Source organism: Xanthomonas campestris pv. asclepiadis (genome assembly GCF_020784175.1).
GTDB classification, from domain to species: Bacteria; Pseudomonadota; Gammaproteobacteria; order Xanthomonadales; family Xanthomonadaceae; genus Xanthomonas; species Xanthomonas campestris_D.
On record NZ_JAJGQM010000051.1, the window covers coordinates 15,641 to 35,336 of the forward strand.

The 19,696-nt window shown below is 65.4% G+C and carries 17 protein-coding genes and 1 pseudogene; 9 read left to right on the forward strand and 9 right to left on the reverse strand.

Going from position 1 to position 19,696, the window contains the following annotated elements; all coding sequences use genetic code 11:
• Window positions 1–206: 206 nt before the first annotated feature.
• Genes LL972_RS18145 through LL972_RS18155 form a run of 3 tightly spaced genes read left to right on the forward strand, consistent with a single transcriptional unit; the run spans window position 207 to window position 3,093 of the window.
• On the forward strand, window positions 207–1,337 hold the full coding sequence (locus tag LL972_RS18145) for an ABC transporter ATP-binding protein (RefSeq protein WP_228328774.1): 1,131 nt from the start codon (window positions 207–209) through the stop codon (window positions 1,335–1,337).
• The gene (locus tag LL972_RS18150) at window positions 1,334–2,248 is read left to right on the forward strand and encodes an ABC transporter permease subunit (RefSeq protein WP_228328775.1); all 915 of its coding nucleotides are present in this window, start codon (window positions 1,334–1,336) and stop codon (window positions 2,246–2,248) included. Before LL972_RS18145 ends, LL972_RS18150 begins: the two co-directional genes overlap by 4 nt.
• Window positions 2,245–3,093 carry an ABC transporter permease subunit gene (locus LL972_RS18155; protein WP_228328776.1) on the forward strand — a complete coding sequence of 283 codons (849 nt, stop codon included), beginning with the start codon at window positions 2,245–2,247 and terminating at the stop codon, window positions 3,091–3,093. Before LL972_RS18150 ends, LL972_RS18155 begins: the two co-directional genes overlap by 4 nt.
• Window positions 3,094–3,249: 156 nt before the next feature.
• Here LL972_RS18155 and LL972_RS18160 read toward each other — a convergent pair whose 3' ends face one another.
• Entirely contained in the window at window positions 3,250–3,672 is a 423-nt protein-coding gene (locus tag LL972_RS18160) for a hypothetical protein (protein WP_228328777.1), read from the reverse strand.
• A gap of 270 nt (window positions 3,673–3,942) precedes the next feature.
• On the opposite strand from LL972_RS18160, the gene LL972_RS18165 reads away from it, so the two are divergent.
• Window positions 3,943–5,307 (forward strand): NAD-dependent succinate-semialdehyde dehydrogenase, encoded by a 1,365-nt coding sequence (locus LL972_RS18165; protein WP_228328778.1) that lies wholly within the window; start codon window positions 3,943–3,945, stop codon window positions 5,305–5,307.
• A 278-nt stretch (window positions 5,308–5,585) separates the two neighbouring features.
• Here the strand turns inward: LL972_RS18165 and LL972_RS18170 are convergent, their stop codons facing one another.
• From LL972_RS18170 to LL972_RS18205, 8 genes and pseudogenes are all read right to left on the reverse strand, one after another.
• On the reverse strand, window positions 5,586–6,587 hold the full coding sequence (locus LL972_RS18170) for a magnesium and cobalt transport protein CorA (protein ID WP_228328779.1): 1,002 nt from the start codon (window positions 6,585–6,587) through the stop codon (window positions 5,586–5,588).
• 14 nt (window positions 6,588–6,601) lie between these two features.
• A complete protein-coding gene (locus tag LL972_RS18175; protein WP_429002188.1) occupies window positions 6,602–7,873 on the reverse strand; it encodes a DUF4105 domain-containing protein in 1,272 nt (423 codons plus the stop codon).
• The gene (locus LL972_RS18180) at window positions 7,870–8,748 is read right to left on the reverse strand and encodes an HlyC/CorC family transporter (RefSeq protein WP_016901625.1); all 879 of its coding nucleotides are present in this window, start codon (window positions 8,746–8,748) and stop codon (window positions 7,870–7,872) included. The genes LL972_RS18175 and LL972_RS18180 overlap by 4 nt, the downstream gene beginning before the upstream one ends.
• A 98-nt stretch (window positions 8,749–8,846) precedes the next feature.
• The gene (locus LL972_RS18185) at window positions 8,847–9,365 is read right to left on the reverse strand and encodes a hypothetical protein (RefSeq protein WP_228328780.1); all 519 of its coding nucleotides are present in this window, start codon (window positions 9,363–9,365) and stop codon (window positions 8,847–8,849) included.
• Window positions 9,365–9,850 (reverse strand): rRNA maturation RNase YbeY, encoded by a 486-nt coding sequence (gene ybeY / locus LL972_RS18190; RefSeq protein WP_228328781.1) that lies wholly within the window; start codon window positions 9,848–9,850, stop codon window positions 9,365–9,367. Before ybeY ends, LL972_RS18185 begins: the two co-directional genes overlap by 1 nt.
• Before the next feature lie 183 nt (window positions 9,851–10,033).
• On the reverse strand, window positions 10,034–11,023 hold the full coding sequence (locus LL972_RS18195) for a PhoH family protein (RefSeq protein ID WP_228328782.1): 990 nt from the start codon (window positions 11,021–11,023) through the stop codon (window positions 10,034–10,036).
• 826 nt (window positions 11,024–11,849) lie between these two features.
• Complete coding sequence (gene miaB, locus LL972_RS18200) at window positions 11,850–13,304, reverse strand: tRNA (N6-isopentenyl adenosine(37)-C2)-methylthiotransferase MiaB (protein ID WP_228328783.1); 1,455 nt, start codon at window positions 13,302–13,304, stop codon at window positions 11,850–11,852.
• A 38-nt stretch (window positions 13,305–13,342) separates the two neighbouring features.
• Window positions 13,343–13,931: pseudogene (locus LL972_RS18205) on the reverse strand (glutathione S-transferase family protein).
• Window positions 13,932–14,085: 154 nt separating this feature from the next.
• Between LL972_RS18205 and LL972_RS18210 the strand changes: the two are divergent.
• The 5 genes from LL972_RS18210 to LL972_RS18230 all read left to right on the forward strand — a co-directional run bounded on the left by LL972_RS18210 (window position 14,086) and on the right by LL972_RS18230 (window position 19,127).
• Window positions 14,086–15,054 (forward strand): helix-turn-helix transcriptional regulator, encoded by a 969-nt coding sequence (locus LL972_RS18210; RefSeq protein WP_228328785.1) that lies wholly within the window; start codon window positions 14,086–14,088, stop codon window positions 15,052–15,054.
• Window positions 15,055–15,103: 49 nt separating this feature from the next.
• Complete coding sequence (locus tag LL972_RS18215; RefSeq protein ID WP_228328786.1) at window positions 15,104–16,093, forward strand: lytic transglycosylase domain-containing protein; 990 nt, start codon at window positions 15,104–15,106, stop codon at window positions 16,091–16,093.
• A gap of 379 nt (window positions 16,094–16,472) precedes the next feature.
• Complete coding sequence (gene petA / locus LL972_RS18220) at window positions 16,473–17,117, forward strand: ubiquinol-cytochrome c reductase iron-sulfur subunit (RefSeq protein WP_166765306.1); 645 nt, start codon at window positions 16,473–16,475, stop codon at window positions 17,115–17,117.
• The gene (locus LL972_RS18225; RefSeq protein ID WP_228328787.1) at window positions 17,117–18,376 is read left to right on the forward strand and encodes a cytochrome b; all 1,260 of its coding nucleotides are present in this window, start codon (window positions 17,117–17,119) and stop codon (window positions 18,374–18,376) included. Before petA ends, LL972_RS18225 begins: the two co-directional genes overlap by 1 nt.
• A complete protein-coding gene (locus tag LL972_RS18230) occupies window positions 18,369–19,127 on the forward strand; it encodes a cytochrome c1 (RefSeq protein WP_228328788.1) in 759 nt (252 codons plus the stop codon). The genes LL972_RS18225 and LL972_RS18230 overlap by 8 nt, the downstream gene beginning before the upstream one ends.
• Window positions 19,128–19,696 lie beyond the last annotated feature (569 nt).

Here is a 19,696-nt window from a genome sequence, read left to right on the forward strand (position 1 = left end):
GCCGCCCTGGTGCTGCCGGCACCGCGCTGCTGCGGCAGCCGCGCTGGCAGGTAGTCATCAGATGTGCCGGGTCGTCGTCAGTTTGTTGCGGACCATGCGATCGAACTGAAAGGGACGGGTGCTGACATTCGTAACGAGCACTGGCGGCGCCGGCATCTTGAGGCGCACAGTCGTTACCGGGCCACGCTTCGCAAACGAGAGGGTTCATGGCACTTACCCAGGCCGCAACGGCGCCGCTTTCCGTGAGCGACAACGCCTATCTGAGCATCAGCGAGGTCCGCAAGGAATTCGATGGCGTCGTCGCGGTCGACGAGGTCAGCCTGCAGATCCGCAAGGGCGAAATCTTCGCGTTGCTGGGCGGCTCGGGCAGCGGCAAGTCCACCTTGCTGCGCTGCCTGGCCGGCTTCGAGCGGCCGACCAAGGGCCGCATCGTGCTCGATGGCCAACCAATCGACGCGCTGCCACCGTACGAGCGCCCGATCAACATGATGTTCCAGTCGTATGCGCTGTTTCCGCATATGAGCGTGGAGCAGAACATCGCCTTTGGACTGAAGCAGGAAGCCCTGCCCAAGGCGGCGATCGCGGCGCGCGTGGGCGAGATGCTGGAGCTGGTCCAGCTCGGCAGCCTGGCCAGGCGCAAGCCGCATCAACTCTCCGGCGGCCAGCAGCAACGCGTGGCGTTGGCGCGCTCGCTGGCCAAGCGGCCCAAACTGCTGTTGCTGGACGAACCGATGGGCGCGCTGGACAAGAAGCTGCGCTCGCAGATGCAGCTGGAGCTGGTCAACATCATCGAGACCTCCGGCGTCACCTGCGTCATGGTCACCCATGATCAGGAAGAGGCCATGACCATGGCCACCCGCATCGCGCTGATGGACCAGGGCTGGATTCAGCAGGTCGGCACGCCGGACGAAATCTACGAACAACCGGCCAACCGGTTCGCTGCCGAATTCATCGGCTCGGTCAATCTGATCGACGCGGTCATCGTCGAGGACAAACCGGACTACGTCAGCCTGAAAGCCTGGGCATTCGACGCCAGCATCCGGATCGGCCACGGCATCACCGGTTTCGAAGGGCAGGCGGTGGCATTCGCGCTGCGCCCGGAAAAACTCGCCATCGGCAAGGACGCGCCCGCCCAGGCCTGCAACAAGGCGCAGGGCGTGATCGAGGACATCGCCTATTTCGGCAGCCATTCGGTCTACCACGTGCGCCTGCCCGGTGGCTTCAAACTGATGGCCAACTTCGCCAATCGGCAGCGCTGGGCCAGCGAAGCGCTGACCTGGGGCGACACCGTATGGCTGAGTTGGGGCGAGGACGATGGCGTGGTGCTTACCGCATGAGGCGTCGCCTGTTCCGCGCAGCATTGCCGGGCGCGCGCTGGGGCGTGATCGCCGCACCGTATCTGTGGCTGCTGGTGTTCTTCGCGATCCCGTTCCTGATCGTGCTGAAGATCTCCTTTGCCGAGCGCGCCACCGCGATGCCGCCGTACACGCCGCTGTTCGCCGTTGCGGCCGATGGTGCGGTGAGCGTCAAGCTGCATCTGAGCAATTATCTGGTCATGCTGCACGACAGCCAGTACCTGGCGGCGTATGCGAGTTCGATCAGGATCGCCGTGCTGTCCACCGTGTTCGCGCTGTTGATCGGCTACCCGATGGCCTATGTCATTGCGCGTCTGCCGCTGGCCACGCGCAATGTGGCAATGATGCTGGTGGTGCTGCCGTCGTGGACCTCGTTCCTGATCCGCGTGTACGCCTGGATCGGCATCCTCGACGGCAACGGATTGCTCAATCAGGCACTGCTGGCGCTTGGGGTGATTCGGCAGCCCTTGCAGTTGCTGTACACGCCGCTCGCCGCCTATATCGGCATCGTGTACTGCTATCTGCCGTTCATGGTGCTGCCGTTGTACGCCAATCTGGTCAAGCATGACCAGCGCCTGCTCGAAGCCGCCTACGATCTGGGCGCGCGTCCGTGGCAGGCATTCGTGCGTATCACCTTGCCGCTCTCGCGCAACGGGATCGTGGCCGGCTGCATGCTGGTGATGATTCCGGCGGTGGGCGAATTCGTGATTCCGGAAATGCTGGGCGGGCCTGACACCTTGATGATCGGTCGCGTGCTGTGGGGCGAGTTCTTCAACAATCGCGACTGGCCGGTGGCCGCTGCGGTGGCCACGGTGATGTTGCTGCTGTTGCTGGTGCCGATCGTGCTCTTCCACCGGTATCAGCAGCGCGAGCTGGAAGGGCGGCTGACATGATGCGCGCCTCTGCCAGCACGCGCCTGCTGGGCGGTGGCGTGCTCGCGCTGGGCTTCGGCTTTCTGTATCTGCCGATCCTGTTGCTGATGGTCTACTCGTTCAACGCCTCGCGGCTGGCGATGGTGTGGGGCGGCTTTTCCACGCGCTGGTACGGCGAATTGCTGCGCGATCGCCAGCTGCTGGATGCGGCCTGGGTCAGCCTGGAAGTCGCGTTCTGGACTGCCGGGGCATCGACGGTGCTGGGCACGATGGCGGCGCTGGCGATGGTGCGCATGCGGCGTTTCCCCGGCAAGACCCTGTTCGGTGCGTTGATCACCGCACCGTTGGTGATACCGGAGGTGATCATCGGCCTGTCGATCCTGTTGTTGCTGGTCTCGATGGGCGGCGTGCTGGGGATCGCACCGCGCGGCGCGGTGGCGATCTGGGCGGCGCATGTCACCTTCACCGTATCGTTCGTGACGGTGGTGATCTCCTCGCGTCTGCAGGAACTGGATCGCTCGCTGGAAGAAGCGGCGATGGATCTGGGCGCGACACCACTGAAGGTGTTCTTCCTGATCACCTTGCCGATCATCGCTCCGGCATTGGCATCGGGCTGGCTGCTCGCATTCACGCTGTCGCTGGATGACGTGGTGATCGCCAGCTTTCTGGCCGGGCCCAGTTCGACCACCTTGCCGATCAAGGTGTTTGCATCGGTACGGCTGGGCATCAGCCCCAAGATCAACGCACTGGCCACGCTGATGGTGCTGGCGGTGTCGCTCGCCGCGGTGATCGGCTGGTGGCTGCTGGCGCGCAGCGAAAGACGCCGCCAGCGCGATGCGCAACTGGCGCTGCAAGCTGCTTCCTGAGCGGGCACCAGCATGGGTGTGACGAATGCATCGCCACCAGCGGCGGCCGGACGGCTGCGAACGCCGAGGCCACCGACATCCACAATGGCTGCAAGCCGATTGCGGACGCCTGATGCGGCCACAGGACGCCGGGCACGGCAGTTGGTTGGGCTGCTGTTACCTGGCTGGAGGCGTGTACCCGCTGTCCCAGGGCTGCGGCTTGGTCAGGTAGCACTGATACTCGGCGCTGATGTCGTAGCCCTGTTGCTCGACCTTGGGTTGTTCGTCGGCGCGATCCTTGTCCCTGTTCTTGCCGTTATTGGTGCCGTCGTCCTTGGATTTCTGCTTGCTCGGATAGATCGTGACCATGTTCGGCGACGAGTGCGCGGTGACGAATTGGCGGATGGCAGTGTCCGAGCAGGCACGCAGTGCCTCTTCCTCGCAGGGTTGGCTGGGATTGGGCAGCGTGTTGTTGCAGCTCACGGTGACAAATCCGTTCGGGCCGGGGCGCGGGCCGTGCAGCATGTCCTGCAGGACGGCGCATCCCGGCAGGCAGGCGCCGATGCCAAGTACAACTAGAACAATGAGATCCCGGCGCATCGTGGTGGTCTTCCATGAATGGATGAAGCTGCCAAGTGCCGAATGCTAGAGCATTTTTGTGCGGTGGGACGGTCAGGACAGGGCAGGGCTACTTTCATCAGCGTGTCTGGGTGCGTTGTTCCAACTGCCATTGATCCGCGAGCGGTGCGATGTGGGTGCGGCATTGCGTCGCGGCTCGGGTAAACACAGCGTTGCAGCGATTTGCTGCGGTTGTGACGCGGCTGCAACTTGCCGGCGACTAGCATGGCGGGCCTGTAACAGGAGACCGTCATGTCCTACGACACCGTCAACCCGGCCAATGGCCAGGTCGAACATACCCAGCAGACCCTGGACGCCGCCGCCATCGAGGCGCGTCTGGCTGCTTCCGCCAAGGCATTTCCGCAATGGGCGGCGCTGCCGTTGGCCGAGCGCGGCGCACTGCTGCGCCGCGTCGGCGAAGAGCTGACCCGGCGGCGTGACGAGTTGCAGCGCATCATGACCGCCGAGATGGGCAAGCTGCGCCACGAGGCACTGGCCGAGGTTGATAAATGCGCGCAGGGCTGCGCCTATTACGCCGAGCATGCGGCCGAGTACCTGGCACCGCGCGACATCCCGACCGAGGCGCAGTCCAGCTATGTGCGCTACGAACCACTGGGCTGCGTGTTTGCGGTGATGCCATGGAATTTCCCGCTGTGGCAGGCGTTTCGCTTCCTCGCCCCGGGTCTGATGGCCGGCAATGTCGCGCTGCTCAAGCACGCCAGCAATGTGCCGCGCTGCGCCGATGCGATGAAGGCGGTGCTCGACGCCGCCGGCATTCCGCCCGGCGTGTTCGATGTGCTGCATATCGACAACGACCAGGCCGCGGATGTGTTGCGTGACGATCGCATCGCCGCAGTGACGCTGACCGGCAGCGAGCGCGCCGGACGTTCGCTGGCTGCAAATGCGGGCGACCAGTTGAAGAAGTGCGTGATGGAACTGGGCGGCAGCGACGCGTTCGTGGTGCTGGAAGACGCCGACCTGGAGCACACCGTCGCTTCAGCTGTGCAGTCGCGTTTCGACAACAGCGGGCAGACCTGCATCGCCGCCAAGCGCTTCATCGTGGTGGATGCCATCGCCGATCGCTTCATCGAACGCTTCGTGGCCGCCGCCGCCAAGCGCGTGCTCGGCGACCCGCAGCAGGAGGCCACCACACTGGCGCCCATGGCGCGCGCGGATCTGCGCGACGAGCTGCACAAGCAGGTGCAACACAGCGTGGAAAAGGGCGCCAAGGTGCTGCTGGGCGGCGAACCGGTACCCGGTTCGCATGCCGGCTATCCGGCCACCATCCTCGATCATGTTGCCCCGGGCATGCCGGCTTATGAGGAGGAGTTCTTTGGCCCGGTTGCGTCGGTGATTCGCGTGCGGGATGAAGCCGAGGCGGTACGCGTGGCCAACGACACCAGCTTCGGCCTGGGCGGCAGCGTGTGGACATCCGATGCCAAACGCGGCGAGCGCGTGGCGCAGCAATTGCAATGCGGCGCGGCGTTCGTCAATTCGGTGGTCAAGAGCGATGTGCGCCTGCCGTTCGGCGGCATCAAGCGCTCGGGTTTTGGCCGCGAGCTCGCCGAGCACGGCATCCACGAGTTCATGAACATCAAGACCATCTATGTGGCTTGATGGCCGGGATTGGTGATTCGGGATTGGGGATTCGCAAAGGCAAGCCGGCTCCCTTCTCCCTCTGGGAGAAGGTGCCCGAAGGGCGGATGAGGGCACGGGCAGCACACGATGATGCCGACCGCCTTCAAACCAGCCAGTACAGAGCTGGCGCGCCTTGCAGTACGTGCAGTGCAGGAACCTCCAGCAGCTCAGTGCCAAGCCAACACTCAGCAGTCAGAAAGACCTGCTCTACCCATTCCCGATTCCCGAATCCCCATTCCCAGGCCGCAGCGCGGCCCTCAAAGCCACCGCGCACGCTTGAACAGGCGATACAGCACCAGGCACGAGGCGACCACGCCGGCGACCAGCAGTGGATACGCGTAGCGTTTGTCCAGTTCCGGCATGTGCGTGAAATTCATGCCGTACCAGCTGGTGATCAGGGTGGGGGCGGCCAGCAGGGCGGCCCAGGCGCCCAGGCGCTTGACGGTTTCGCCCTGGGCCAGGGTCACCATCGACAGGTTGACGCTCAGCGCGGTGCCCAGCATTTCGCGCAAGGTGTCGATGGCGTCGTTGATGCGCACGGCGTGATCGAGCACGTCGCGCAGGTAGATGCCGACCTCGTCGTGGATCAGCGAGCCGGGGTTGCGCTTGAGGTGCGAGAGCACGTCCTGCAGCGGCGCCACCACCAGCCGCATCTTGTTGAGTTCGCGCTTGAGCTCGTACAGGCGCACCACGGTTTCGCGCTTGTAGTTGTCGGCGAAGATGTCCTTTTCCAGGCCTTCCAGCGTGTCGCGGAACTCGTCCATGATCGGCAGATAATTGTCGACCACGAAATCGAGCACGCCGTACAGGCAGAACGAGGCGCCCATGCGCAGCATCGCCGGTTCGCGTTCGACCCGGTGCCGCACCGGCGTATACGACAGCGATGCGCCATGGCGCACCGTCAACAGAAAGCGTGCGCCCAGGAACGCGTGCGTCTCGCCGTAGCGGATGCGCTCGTTGACCAGCTGCGCGGTGTTGACCACCACGAACAGGGAGTTGCCGTAGCTCTCCGCCTTGGGGCGCTGGTGCGCCTTGAGCGCATCCTCGATGGCCAGGTCGTGCAGGCCGAACTCATCCTGCAGTTTGTGCAGCACCGATTCCTGCGGCTCGTACAACCCCACCCAGACGAACCCATCCGGGCGCTGCAGCACGTTGCTGATCTGCTCCAGGCTGATATCGTGGCGTTCGCCCTCGCCGTCGTAGTAGGCGCAGGTGATGACGCAGGAGGGGTTGTCCGGATGGCGGCCGTGGTGGTTCATGGACGCATCCTGGATCAGCGCGTGCGCACGGACAAGTCACGCCGCCGCAAGGCGATGGCGAGCGCGGTGTGGATGGGCAACAGCAGCAGCACCCATTGCAGGTTGTCCTGCGCCTGGAACGACAGCCAATGGATCAGCAGGGCCAGCAGGGCCGAGCCGGCGACCACCCAGCGCAGCACGTCGAACCAGCGTCCGGGCCGGCGCCCGCGCAGCAGGGCGATGCCGCCGACCAACAGCAGCACGCACAGCGGGTTGACCAGCAACAGGTTGCGATTGGCCCAGGCCGATTGATGCACGGTGAAGCCCCACAGATACACCAGCAGGCCGCCGCCAATTGCGCACAGCAGCCAGTACGGCAGGGCGAATGCGGCCAGCACACGCTGCCGGCGACCGAACGCCAGCACGCCGGCAGCGACGATCAGCCCGGTCAGCAGCCATGGCCACCAATGCCGTTGCTGTTCGGCCGGCTCCGGTGCAATGCGATGCGGCAGCAGGACCTGCGTGGACTGCACCAAGGGGCGGCCGGCGCTGTTGTGCACCTGGGTCAGGCTGTCGGCCAGACGCATCGGCACGAAGGCTTCTTCCCAGCGCGACAACGGGCGGTCCGCGTACGGCCCCAGGCCCAGGTCGAAGCCCAGCCACATCCACGGGGCGGGAGAGGCCAGGCGTACTGCCTCGCTGCGGAAGGTGTTGCCGCGCGAGCGTCCGGCCAGTTGCGATTTCAATCCGCCGCCCATCGCCCGGTCCAGCGTGTCGCGAACCATCGTGGCGCAGTTGGCCACGAAATAATCGTAGTGATAGCGCGCGTTCTCGGGCCGGCTGCGGACGGCCAGCCCGTCAGCCAGCGCGCGCGCCTGGTCCGGGGGCAGATCCAGCCACTGGATGCTGACGCCGCGGCCGACCGCGCGATATTGCTGCAGGTCTTCGTCCAGCGGCAACGCGACCAGGTAGTACATCATCTCGCCGCGCGCAAAACGCGGAACGAAATCCGGCTCGCTGGGATCGAAGAAGCCGAAGTTGTACGAGGTGGCCTGCCCGGTGACGGGATCGACCACCACGATGGCATCGTGGCCGAAGCGCTCGAAGAACACCTCGCCCGGCTGCATGGTGACCACACCGACACGCGGCGCCGACGCAGCCGGTCGGGCAGGGGCCTGATCGGCGACCTGGGCAACGGCGGCAGGCGCCACCAGCAGTGCAAGCAACAGCAGCAGACAGGACGCCGCCCATCGCCGAACCCTGCCGCGGCCTGTTGCTGCAGCAGTCATGCGGTGCAAAAGGTTCAAGCGTCGTCCTGCGGGTCTGGCGGCAGGATGGTCACGTGGAAGGCGTGCACGCGCCGCGCATCGGCCTTGGCCACGCGGAACGCAAAGCGCCCCAGCGTCAGCTCCTCGCCGGTTTCCGGCAGATGCCCGATCGCATCGGTGACCAGGCCGCCGACGGTGTCGTACTCGTCATCGGGGAAGTCGGCGCCAAAGCGCTCGTTGAAGTCCTCGATCGGCGTCAGCGCATCGACCACATAGCGGCCGTCGGCCTGGATCGCGATCAGCGAATTCTCTTCCTCGGCATCGTCGTGCTCGTCGTCGATCTGGCCGACGATCTGCTCCAGCACGTCTTCGATGGTGACCAGACCGGCGACGCCGCCGTACTCGTCCACCACGATCGCCATGTGGTTGCGCGACAGGCGGAATTCCTTGAGCAGGACGTTGAGCTTCTTCGACTCGGGGATCAGCACCGCCGGGCGCAGCAGTTCGCGCACGTTGCCGGGGCCGTTGTCGGCAACCACGCCGCGCAACAGGTCCTTGGCCAGCAGGATGCCGAGCACTTCGTCCTTGTTCTCGCCGTGCACCGGGAAGCGCGAATGGCCCGATTCCACCACCTGCTTCATCAGGTCGATGAAGCGCGCCTCTACCGGCAGCGACACCATTTGCGAGCGCGAGATCATCACGTCGCCCACGGTGAGCTCGGACACGGAGATCGCGCCTTCCATCATGCGCAAGGTGTCTGCGGCGATGAGACCGTCCTGTTCGGCGGTCCGCAGCAACGCGACCAGTTCGTCGCGGGTGTGGGGCTCGCCAGAGAAGGCAGCGCTCAGGCGCTCGAGCCAGCTACGGCGTTTTTCGGGTGTTTCTTGGGATTGGCTACTGTCGTCTTCGGACATCGTGACGGGGGACGGCACCCGGCAAACCAGGCGATAGCAGGCAGTCTAACAGGAAGCCGCTAAGGCGCTGTGGACGGGGCGGGGGCGGAAGCTACGTTTCAGGGCAGGTCCAGGCTGTAGCCGCAGCCGACCACGGTCTTGCCCGGATGCGACTTCACGTTGGAGACGCTGAGCACGATCGATTCGATCATCGCCTCGCCGGTCTTGGGGTTGGTGGTGTCTTCGCTGACCAGCTCGCGGCCGTACATGACCTTGTCGGCGTTATCCACGCCCAGTTCCAGGTTCAGCTGCTTGGCCAGCGGGCGCGGGTCGGGCAGGTCCAGCAGCGCCATGACGCTGGCGCCGGAGAACGCGATGTGGGTGGTGCTGTGGCCGAACACGCTGATCGGCGTGTTGAGCGTGTACTCGGTCATGAACAGGTTGGCCTGCTCCAGCGGCGTCCAGCCCAGCGCTACCGCCTTGAGCGGGTCCGCCAGTACCGGTGCCAGCGCGTTGAAGTCACCGATGCGCTGGCGGCATTCGATCAGGGCCGGCAGGTCCGGACGCACCGGCGCGGTCTGGGCCCAGGCGCCGGAGCAGGCCAGCAACAGCAACGCGGTGGCGAGGCAGGCCCGCATCAGTGCTCTCCCGCATAGGGATCGTCGATGCCGAGATCGGCCAGGATCTCGCGTTCGAGTTGCTCCATCGCGTCGGCCTCCTTGTCGTCCTCGTGATCCCAGCCCAGCAGGTGCAAGGTGCCGTGCACGGTCAGATGGGCGTAATGGGCGGCCAGCGACTTGCCTTGTTCGGCGGCCTCGCGCGCCACCACCGGCGCACAGATCACCAGATCGCCGAGCAGCGGCATCTTGATGCCCTTGGGCAGGCCCTCGGGCAACTCGGCCGGAAAACTCAGCACATTGGTGGCGTAATCCTTGCCACGGTAATGGTGGTTGAGCGAGCAGCCTTCCTTCTCATCGACAATGCGCACCGCCAGATCCGCCTCGCGGATGCGTCCCTTCAGCGCGGCCGCCACCCACTTGCGAAAACTCACCGCCGACGGCAGGCCGGCACGCCGCAGCGCATAACTGACAGCGACGTCGAGGCGGACAGGTCCACGGGTCATGGCGAGCGTTTCCTGGGCAAGTGCAGCCGCGATTGTAATCCCGCGCCTTCAAGCTTGAAACGAAGCCGGGCTGGTCACGCAGCCAAGCCGCCTAGGATCAGGATACCCGGCGGCGGCACCGCGGCAGCGAGCGATGTCACGGCGACGAATGCGCCTGCCAGCACCAGCTGACTAGGCGCCGACTCATTCAGTCGGTTGCTTGGCGGCGGCGTCCTGCTGATCGCGTTTTTCATACGCGGTAACGATGCGCTGCACCAGCGGGTGGCGCACCACGTCGCGTGCCTCGAAGAAGGTGAAGCTGGCGCCGTCCACATCGCGCAGCACCTCGATCGCGTCGCGCAGGCCGGACTTGACGTGCTTGGGCAGGTCGATCTGGGTCAGGTCGCCGGTGACCACTGCGGTGGAGCCGAAGCCCAGGCGGGTCAGGAACATCTTCATCTGCTCGATGGTGGTGTTCTGCGCCTCGTCCAGGATCACGTAGGCATCGTTGAGCGTGCGGCCGCGCATATAGGCCAGCGGTGCGATCTCGATGACGTTCTTTTCCAGTAGTTTGACCACTTTTTCCACGCCCAGCATTTCGTAGAGCGCGTCGTAGAGCGGGCGCAGGTACGGGTCCACCTTCTGGCTGAGATCGCCGGGCAAAAAGCCCAGCTTCTCGCCGGCTTCCACCGCCGGGCGCACCAGGATCAGGCGCTGTACGCGCGATTCATTCAAGGCTTCCACGGCGCTGGCCACGGCCAGGAAAGTCTTGCCGGTACCGGCCGGGCCGATGCCGAAATTGATGTCGTGCGTGGCAATCGCATGCAGGTACTTGGCCTGGTTGGCGCCGCGGCCACGCACGGTGCCGCGCTTGACCTTGATCGCCACGTCCTGGGCGACGTAGGAACGATCGACCACGTGCTCGACATTGGCATCGTTCAGGCGCAGGTGGATGGCGTGGTTGTCGAACGTGGCGGCGGCGGCTTCCTCGTACAAGGCCGTCAGCAGCGACTGCGCGGCGTTGATCGCCGGCTCCGGGCCGGTGACGCGGAAGATGTTGCCGCGGTTGGCGATCTCCACGCCCAGCTTGAGTTCGATCTGGCGCAGGTGCGCGTCGAACGGGCCGGCCAGATTGGCCAGGCGCTCGATGTCGTCGGGTTCCAGGGTGAAGTCGCGATGTACAGGTGAGTTCATGGTCGGATCGGACCGCGCACGCATGCGCTGGTCGGTTGGGCGGCAGACGAGGGTAGCGCGCAGCGTGTGATCCCACCAACACGCCCGGCCACTGCAATCACCCGGTCTGGCCAGAACCTGGCGACATGCGCGGGTTTTCCACAGTCGCTGTGGAGTCACGCATCACTAACCTGTGGATAAAAATTGTGGCGCTTACTCGCACAAGGTCCGGCAGGGAGGTGGCGAAAAAATCGCCACTGCGATGGCGGTTGTCCACAAGCGGTGTGGATCGAATTCGGCAAAGCCTGTGGGTAAGTGCTCGCACGCCTTGTGCCGCAAGGTGTTGCAGACAGGTGGTGAAATTTTGATCACTCGGCGTGCGTGCCGCGTGCCGCGTGCTGAGGCGAGTCGCTGTCGATGTCGTCGCTGTGCGCGATCAAACACATTGCCCGGCCTTTGCGAACGATGCGCGCTGTCGCTGGCTTGCAAACCGAGCATTGCCCGGTGCTGCGCAAGGTCACCGGGCAATTGGAGAGGCTCGAGCGCCAGTTGGCGACTCAGCGTAGTGCGTACACCGCTGCGTGCGTGCGAAAGATCGAGGCGCGCGGCGTGACGCGTGTGAGCTCGATGAAGTGGCAGCGTGTTGCACACACGCACACACACACATGCACACACGCACACACACCCAGCCACGCAAGGTAAGAACCATCGCAGGCAGATGCGGCATCGGGCGGCTGGCGGCAGCACCACGACTGTCGCGACCGACCAGCACGCTCTCTGTCATCCACCACGAATCCGCCACCAAGCGCTGGCGCAAGGCGCCACGCAAGCCGGCGCCTGTGCCGCATCAGCTCGCGCTGTCATCCACCTGGATAAGGCCACGCAGCGAATTGCTCATCGCCTCGGTGATCAACACATCGACGAAGTGTCCGATCAGGCGCGGGTTGCCGGGGAAATTCACCGGGCGCATGTTTTCGCTCTTGCCGGTCAATTCGTTCGGATCGCGCCGCGACGGGCCTTCCACCAGCACCCGTTGCACGCTGCCGACCATGGACTGCGAAATGCGTGTGGCGTGCGCGTTGATCTGCGCCTGCAAACGCGCGAGCCGTGCCTGTTTGACGGCTTCCGGGGTGTCGTCCTGCAGGTCCGAGGCCGGCGTGCCGGGACGCCGCGAATACACGAACGAGAAACTCTGGTCGAAGCCCACGTCCTCGATCAGCTTCATGGTCTTTTCGAAATCCGCTTCGGTCTCGCCGGGAAAACCGACGATGAAGTCCGAGCTGATCGAAATGTCCGGACGCACCGCGCGCAGCTTGCGGATCTTGGACTTGAATTCCAGTGCGGTGTAGCCACGCTTCATCGCCGACAGGATGCGGTCGCTGCCGGCCTGCACCGGCAGGTGCAGGTAATTGGCCAGCTGCGGCACGTCGCGATACGCATCCACCAGCGAGTCCGAAAATTCCAGCGGATGCGAAGTGGTGAAACGGATACGGCCGATGCCCTCGATCTGCGCGATGGTGCGGATCAACAAGCCCAAATCCGCGTACTGCACTGCGTCGCCGACATCGGCGCCGTACGCGCCGCGATAGGCGTTGACGTTCTGGCCGAGCAGGTTGATCTCGCGCACGCCCTGCGCAGCCAGTTGCGCCACTTCCACCAGTACGTCCTCGAACGGCCGGCTGACTTCCTCGCCGCGGGTGTAGGGCACCACGCAGAACGAGCAGTATTTGGAGCAGCCCTCCATGATCGACACGAATGCCGACGGGCCATCGGCACGCGGCTCGGGCAGGCGATCGAACTTCTCGATTTCCGGAAAGCTGATGTCCACCTGCGACTTGCCCGATTCGCGCCGCGCGCGGATCAGCTCCGGCAGGCGATGCAGGGTCTGCGGGCCGAACACCAGATCCACATAGGGCGCGCGCTTGACGATGGCCTCGCCTTCCTGCGACGCCACGCAGCCGCCGACGCCGATGATCACCGGCTTGCCGCCGGCCTTCAGCGCCTTCCAGCGGCCCAGCTGGCTGAACACCTTTTCCTGCGCCTTCTCGCGGATGGAGCAGGTGTTGACCAGCACCACATCGGCGTCTTCGGGGTTGTCGGTCAGCTCCAGGCCCTCGGAGGCGGCGAGCACGTCGGCCATCTTGGCCGAGTCGTACTCGTTCATCTGGCACCCGTGGGTCTTGATGTAGAGCTTGCCGCGCACCACCGCAGGCGCCGACGGGCGGGCCACCGGCAGCGGCAACAGGGCAGGTGCGTCCACGGCGGTGGCCGCGGACAGGTCGGAAACGGATGTCCCGGGCATGGCGCTTATTCCAGGCGGGTAGAAGATAGCCGCACAGTTTACCCGCTTGCGCCGGGCCCGTCCGCCTGGTTAGGCCTTGGCGTTGGTCGCCTCTGCACGTGCAAACGCCGGCCGGTCGGCCATGCGGGCGATGTAGGCGCGGGTGCTGACAGGCGGATCGATCAGGCCGAAATCGAGCATCCAGCCCAGCGCGCCGCCCCACAGCACATCCGCCGCGCTGCAGCGTTCGCCCAACAGATAGTCGCCTTTGGCCAGTTGCGCATCGATCACCTGCAGCACCGTGTCGCAGTCGGCGTAGGGGGAGATCGCGCGCGGCGGCGCGTCGCGCTTCAGCGCGCGGTCGATGATCGCCGGCTCGAACGCCGAGCCATAGAAGTCCAGCCAGCGCAGGTAGGCGCCGCGATCGGCATCGCCCGGTGCCGGCGACAGGCCGGCTTCCGGATACAGCTCGGCCAGGTACTGGTAGATCGCGCCCTGTTCGGTGACCACGCTGTCGCCGTGCCGGATCGCCGGAATCTTGCCCATCGGGTTGATCGCCAGGTACTCACTCGTCAGTTGCTCGCCTTTTTCCAGATTGACGATCTGCAGGTCGTAACTGGCGCCGAGCTCTTCCAGCAGCACCAGCACGCCGCGCGAACGCGAGCGGGGATTGTGGAACAGGGTGATGTGGCGGTTGTCGGGCATTGCAGGTCCTTGGTGGATGCGGCAGGCATGGGCCGCGGTGCCAGCGCCATCCTACGCAGCCATTGCGGACAGTTCCTGTCCGCAATACGGTAGCGCGATGGCTTCGACCGCTGCCCGTTTGTTGCGTCTGCTCGCCCTGCTGCAAGGTGGCCGGACTTGGTCCGGTGCGGCGCTGGCCGAGCGCCTGGAACTGCACCCGCGCAGCGTGCGGCGCGCGGTCGAGCGCTTGCGCGAGCTGGGCTACCCGGTGCAGGCCGCGCCCGGGGCCGGAGGCGGTTATCAGCTGGGGCAGGGCGCCGCGGCCCTGCCGCTGTTGTTTGAAGAGGACGAAGCACTGACCGTGGCGATTGCCTTGCGCGCAGCGGCTCCGGTGATGCGCGGCATGGATGCGGCGGCGGCGCGGGTGCTGCTCAAGCTCGATCCCTTGTTGCCGCGGCGCAGCGGCCAGCGTGCCAGTGCCGCGCATGCGGCCACGGCCAGTTTGCCGATCACCGAGGACGCCGGTGCCTTGGTGGATGCGGCGCTGCTGGCGCAACTGGCCAGCGCCTGCCGCGACCGGACCACGCTGCGGCTGGACTATCGCCGGCATTCCGGCGCGCCGATCACGCGCTGCGTGGAGCCGGCCTTGCTGGTGAACTACGGGCGGCGCTGGTACCTGCTGGCCTGGGACTGCGAGCGTCAGGACTGGCGTACCCTGCGGGCCGACCGGATCGACCAGGCCAGCGCGACCGGCGCCCGGTTCGCCGCGCGCGCGTTGCCGGAGGAGCCGCTGCAACTCCTGCGCAAGGCGATCGGCGAGTCGCCGTTTCCGTGTCGGGCGCGGGTACGCCTGCACGGCACGCTGGAAGCACTCGCCGCGCGCATCCCGCCCTGGCTTGGCGCGCTGGAAGCCGACGGGCCGTCACATTGCTGGCTGGGCCTGGGCGCACCGAGCATGCCGGCGCTGGCAGCCAACCTCTTGTTGCTCGATCTGCCTTTCGATGCGATCTCCCCGGACGTCGTGCGCGCGCCCCTGACCCAGGCGCTGAACGCGTTGCGGACGCGGCTGGAGCAACTGCCCGGATAACCGCGGCAGCCACTTGGCAAGCCCGGGCCAAGCTGGGACACTCCGCCGCATGAAGGGGATGTCAAGAGTGCTGGGGCTGCTAGTTGTCACGTTGTCGGCGGCGCCGGCCAGCGCCGGCACCTTGTACAAGTGCGTCAGCGGCGACGGGATCACCAGCTACCTGAGCAAGCGCCAGAGCGGGGCGACCTGCAGCGTCATCAGCAGCTACGCCCCGGACCGGTCCGCGCGCCGCGCCGCGCCGTCCACGCTTCGGCCGACGCCGGGCGTGGTCGCCAGCCCGGCGCGCAGCAGCGCCACGATCGACAGTGGCGCGCCGGCCACGATCATCAGCCAGCCGGCCAGCCAACCGCCTCCTCGCGCTGCCGAGCTCGCCTCGGCGCTGAGGCCGCGCGCGCAGCCGGTATCGGAGACGTCGATCGTGCAGCCGCCCGCCGCTGCCGCGGTCAATCCGCGCCGGGTGGTCAGCGGGCAGGTCTATTCGTATATGAAGGATGGCGTTCGCCATTACACCAGTGCGCGCCCGCGCCAGGTCGCCAGCATCCAGGGCCTGCGCACCATCCACTACAGCTTCATCGAAACCTGTTACGCCTGCGGCGCCAAGCCGGGCGTCAATTTCGGCGCGATCCGGCTCAATACCAACGCCTATCAGCAGGAAATCACTGCGGCCGCGCGCGAGTTCGGGGTCGAAGAGGCGATCGTGCGCGCGATCATCCATGCCGAGTCGGCCTATAACCCGCTGGCACTGAGTCGTGCCGGCGCGCAGGGGCTGATGCAGTTGATGCCCGGGACTGCACGCCGCTTCGGGGTCAGCGATGCCTATGATGCAACGCAAAATATTCGCGGTGGCGTGCAATATCTTTCGTGGTTGCTGAAGCGCTTCAACGGCGATCTCACGCTCGCTGCTGCCGGCTACAACGCAGGCGAAGGCGCGGTGGACCGCTACGGTGGCGTGCCGCCTTACAGCGAGACCCAGCGCTACGTCCAACGCGTCGGCCTGCTGGCCGGACGCTATCGTGGGCAGGCCACGGCAGCCAACTGAGCTGGGTGCCTTCGCGTGCATGTGCTGCGCACTGCAGCCTGCCTTGACCACAACCAGTCGGGACGGATGTCGGGCTGCCACCACGTCGCGCAGGCAGCCTTCGCGGCTGCGCGCTGCCGCAGCCCACGCGCAGCAGGTCTTCGACTGGTGCGGGGCCCTTTTGCCAGCACTGCGTCACAGCTGTCCGTCCTGTGTCAGGCTGGCACGTGATGCAATCGACGCGCGCCTGCGTGCAGTGTTTGCACTGCGCCGGTCCGACTGCGTACATTGCGTTGTCTGTGTATTAAGCGTTCCGCTACACTGCGGTCGATTCATCGCGGCTGGACCCCCCGCCAGCCGTTGGCAGCCTCACGCTACCTAATCAAGATCGGAGAGCCGGATGGCCAACGATGGGGTTAACGCACCTGCTGATCTCGGGCGTCGTCGGTTTTTGACCGCGACAACGGCCGTGGTCGGTGCGGTCGGAGCAGGATTTGTCGCAGTTCCGTTCGTGAAGTCGTGGAATCCCAGTGCACGCGCCAAGTTGGCCGGCGCCCCGGTGACCGCCGACATCAGCGCCTTGCAGGAAGGGCAACGGCTGGTTCTGGAATGGCGCGGTCAGCCGATCTGGATCGTCAAGCGCTCCAAGGCGATGCTCGACGCGCTGCCATCGCTGGATGACCGGCTCAAGGATCCCAAGTCCGAGAACAAGGACCAGCAGCCGGACTACGTACTGAAGAATCCCGAGTACCGCTCGATCAAGTCCGACATCTCGGTGCTGGTCGGGCTGTGCACGCATCTGGGCTGCTCGCCGGAAATGGTTGCCGAGATCCGCCCCGAGCCCTACGACCCGCAGTGGAAGGGCGGCTATTTCTGCCCCTGCCACAAGTCGCGTTTCGACATGTCCGGCCGCGTCTTCGACGGCGTGCCGGCACCGATCAATCTGCTGGTGCCCCCACACCACTATGTGGACGACAACACCCTGGTGATCGGCGTCGATCCCGATGGTGCCGGTACGTCGGCCAACAGCACGGGGGCTGCCTGATGAGCAATATCCTGGTCCGTACCGCCAACGGTGTGTTCGATTGGGTCAACGAACGCGCGCCCGGGCTGATGCCCATGTATCGCAAGCATGTCAGCGAGTACTACGCGCCGAAGAACTTCAATCTCTGGTACTACTTCGGCTCGCTGGCCATCGTGGTGCTGGTCAACCAGATCGTCACCGGCATCTTCCTGACGATGCACTACAAGACCAGCGCCGCCGATGCATTCGCCTCGATCGAATACATCATGCGCGACGTGGAATGGGGCTGGCTGATCCGCTACATGCACAGCACCGGCGCCTCGCTGTTCTTCATCGTGGTGTACCTGCACATGTTCCGCGGGCTGATGTACGGCAGCTACCAGAAACCGCGCGAGCTGGTGTGGATTCTCGGCATGCTGATCTACCTGGTGCTGATGGCCGAAGCCTTCATGGGCTACGTGCTGCCGTGGGGGCAGATGTCGTTCTGGGGCGCGAAGGTCATCATCTCGCTGTTCGGTGCCATCCCGGTGATCGGCAACGGGCTGACCGAATGGATCATGGGCGATTATCTGCCTGGCGATGCCACGCTCAACCGCTTCTTTGCGCTGCACGTGATCGCGCTGCCGCTGGTGCTGTTGCTGCTGATCGTGCTGCACATCGGCGCGCTGCACGAGGTGGGCTCCAACAATCCCGACGGCGTGGAGATCAAGAAGGGGCCGAAGGGCAACCGCTGGGACGCGCACAAGCCGGCTGACGGCATCCCGTTCCATCCGTACTACACGGTCAAGGACCTGGTCGGGGTCGGCTTTTTGCTGCTGATCGCGGCCTTCATCATCTTCTTCGCGCCGGCGTTCGGCGGCCTGTTCCTGGAGCACGACAACTTCACCGAGGCCAATCGCCTGGTGACCCCCGAGCACATCAAGCCGGTCTGGTACTACACGCCTTATTACGCGATGTTGCGGGTGGTCCCCAACAAGCTCGGTGGCGTGCTGGTGATGTTCTCGGCGATCGCGATCCTGTTCCTGGTGCCATGGCTGGATCGGGCCAGGGTGCGCTCGATCCGCTACCGCGGCTGGATCTCCAAGGTCGCGCTCGGCGTGCTGGTGGTGTGCTTCGTGTGGTTGGGCGTGATCGGCTCCGGCCCCGGTACCGACGCGCACGAAACCTATGTCGGGCGCGTGCTGACCTTCCTGTACTTCGCCTTCTTCATCACCATGCCAGTGTGGACGCGGCTGGACAAGACCAAGCCGGTGCCGGAGCGGGTGACCACCCATGACTAATTCCAACGTGAGGTCATGGACGTCGCGCATGGTTGCCCTGCTGTGCGGGCTGCTTATTGGCGGCGGTGCGATTGCGGCCGAAGGCGGTGCGGTGCAGCAGGCCGGCAACGACATGAGCGACCGTGCCTCGCTGCAGCGTGGCGCGCAGTTGTTCATGAACTACTGTTCCGGCTGCCACTCGCTGAAGTACCTGCGCTATTCGCGCATGGCCAGCGATCTGGGCTTGAGCGAAGCAGAGGTCATGACCAACCTCAACTTCACCGGCGCCAAGATCGGCGAACACATCGAAGGCACCATGCCGCACGATGCGGCGGCCAAGTGGTTCGGCAAGGCGCCGCCGGATCTGACGTTGATCGCCCGCGTGCGCGGCACCGACTGGGTCTATACCTACCTCAAGTCGTTCTACCTGGATCAGACCCGCCCCCTGGGCTGGAACAACCAGTTGTTCCCGAATGCGTCCATGCCCAATCCGCTGTGGGAGCTGCAAGGGCTGCAGCAGGCGCAGTTCGGCCCGCCCGACAAGGCGACCGGCGACAAGCCGGTGCAGGCGCTCAAGCTCGGCCAACCCGGGCGACAGACGCCGGTGGAGTTCGACCAGACCGTGCGCGACATCGCCAACTTCCTCGAGTACGCGGGCGAGCCGGCGGCGCTGAAACGGCAAAGCATGGGCGTGTGGGTGATCCTGTTCCTGGCCTTGCTCACCTTCATTGCCTACTTGCTTAAGAAGGAATACTGGAAGGACGTGCATTGATCGTGCGGTGAACCCGAGGCGGCCGCGCAATGCAGCGACCGCCCAGGAATAGCAACTGATCGCCCGGTGCATGCAGGCGCTGCGCAGGGCAGGGGTGCGCATGCTATTTGCCGATTCCGGGCCTGGGCCGCGTCCGTCGGCGGTGGCGCAGTCGTTGAGCGGCATGGACGCCGTTCAAGAGCCTACATCGACGTACTTGCGGCGTGTGCCGCGATGGTGGGCGGGCAAGGGCCCTGCAGCACACTCGCAACGTCGAGGGCGCGGTGCCCTCACCGCTTGCGAGACACGCCGTGAACCCGTCCCTGGGGGGCTCGGTGGCGGCATCTATGCCGCCACACGGTCCCGCAACCGGCAAGGGCACCGCACCAGACAATTGGTCGGCACTGATCTGAAAGCCGTCTGTCGTGCGGTGCGCATCAGACGTGGAGCCGCTGCTCATGATCAAACGAGGCGCTTCCAGCACTGCTCTTCCCATGCACACCGACCATCTCGACTGGTCCTTGCCCGCTCACCGTCGCGGGACCCTGAGCGGCATGGATGCCGCGCCGGAGCCTACAAGGACGTACTTG

What these genes read in the sequence shown, in the direction of transcription:
- LL972_RS18145 (WP_228328774.1), top strand. Translation starts at nt 207, where the DNA reads ATGGCACTTACCCAGGCCGCAACGGCGCCGCTTTCCGTGAGCGACAAC.
- LL972_RS18150 (WP_228328775.1), top strand. Translation starts at nt 1,334, where the DNA reads ATGAGGCGTCGCCTGTTCCGCGCAGCATTGCCGGGCGCGCGCTGGGGC.
- LL972_RS18155 (WP_228328776.1), top strand. Translation starts at nt 2,245, where the DNA reads ATGATGCGCGCCTCTGCCAGCACGCGCCTGCTGGGCGGTGGCGTGCTC.
- LL972_RS18160 (WP_228328777.1), bottom strand. Translation starts at nt 3,672, where the DNA reads ATGCGCCGGGATCTCATTGTTCTAGTTGTACTTGGCATCGGCGCCTGC.
- LL972_RS18165 (WP_228328778.1), top strand. Translation starts at nt 3,943, where the DNA reads ATGTCCTACGACACCGTCAACCCGGCCAATGGCCAGGTCGAACATACC.
- LL972_RS18170 (WP_228328779.1), bottom strand. Translation starts at nt 6,587, where the DNA reads ATGAACCACCACGGCCGCCATCCGGACAACCCCTCCTGCGTCATCACC.
- LL972_RS18180 (WP_016901625.1), bottom strand. Translation starts at nt 8,748, where the DNA reads ATGTCCGAAGACGACAGTAGCCAATCCCAAGAAACACCCGAAAAACGC.
- LL972_RS18185 (WP_228328780.1), bottom strand. Translation starts at nt 9,365, where the DNA reads ATGCGGGCCTGCCTCGCCACCGCGTTGCTGTTGCTGGCCTGCTCCGGC.
- ybeY (WP_228328781.1), bottom strand. Translation starts at nt 9,850, where the DNA reads ATGACCCGTGGACCTGTCCGCCTCGACGTCGCTGTCAGTTATGCGCTG.
- LL972_RS18195 (WP_228328782.1), bottom strand. Translation starts at nt 11,023, where the DNA reads ATGAACTCACCTGTACATCGCGACTTCACCCTGGAACCCGACGACATC.
- miaB (WP_228328783.1), bottom strand. Translation starts at nt 13,304, where the DNA reads ATGCCCGGGACATCCGTTTCCGACCTGTCCGCGGCCACCGCCGTGGAC.
- LL972_RS18210 (WP_228328785.1), top strand. Translation starts at nt 14,086, where the DNA reads ATGGCTTCGACCGCTGCCCGTTTGTTGCGTCTGCTCGCCCTGCTGCAA.
- LL972_RS18215 (WP_228328786.1), top strand. Translation starts at nt 15,104, where the DNA reads ATGAAGGGGATGTCAAGAGTGCTGGGGCTGCTAGTTGTCACGTTGTCG.
- petA (WP_166765306.1), top strand. Translation starts at nt 16,473, where the DNA reads ATGGCCAACGATGGGGTTAACGCACCTGCTGATCTCGGGCGTCGTCGG.
- LL972_RS18225 (WP_228328787.1), top strand. Translation starts at nt 17,117, where the DNA reads ATGAGCAATATCCTGGTCCGTACCGCCAACGGTGTGTTCGATTGGGTC.
- LL972_RS18230 (WP_228328788.1), top strand. Translation starts at nt 18,369, where the DNA reads ATGACTAATTCCAACGTGAGGTCATGGACGTCGCGCATGGTTGCCCTG.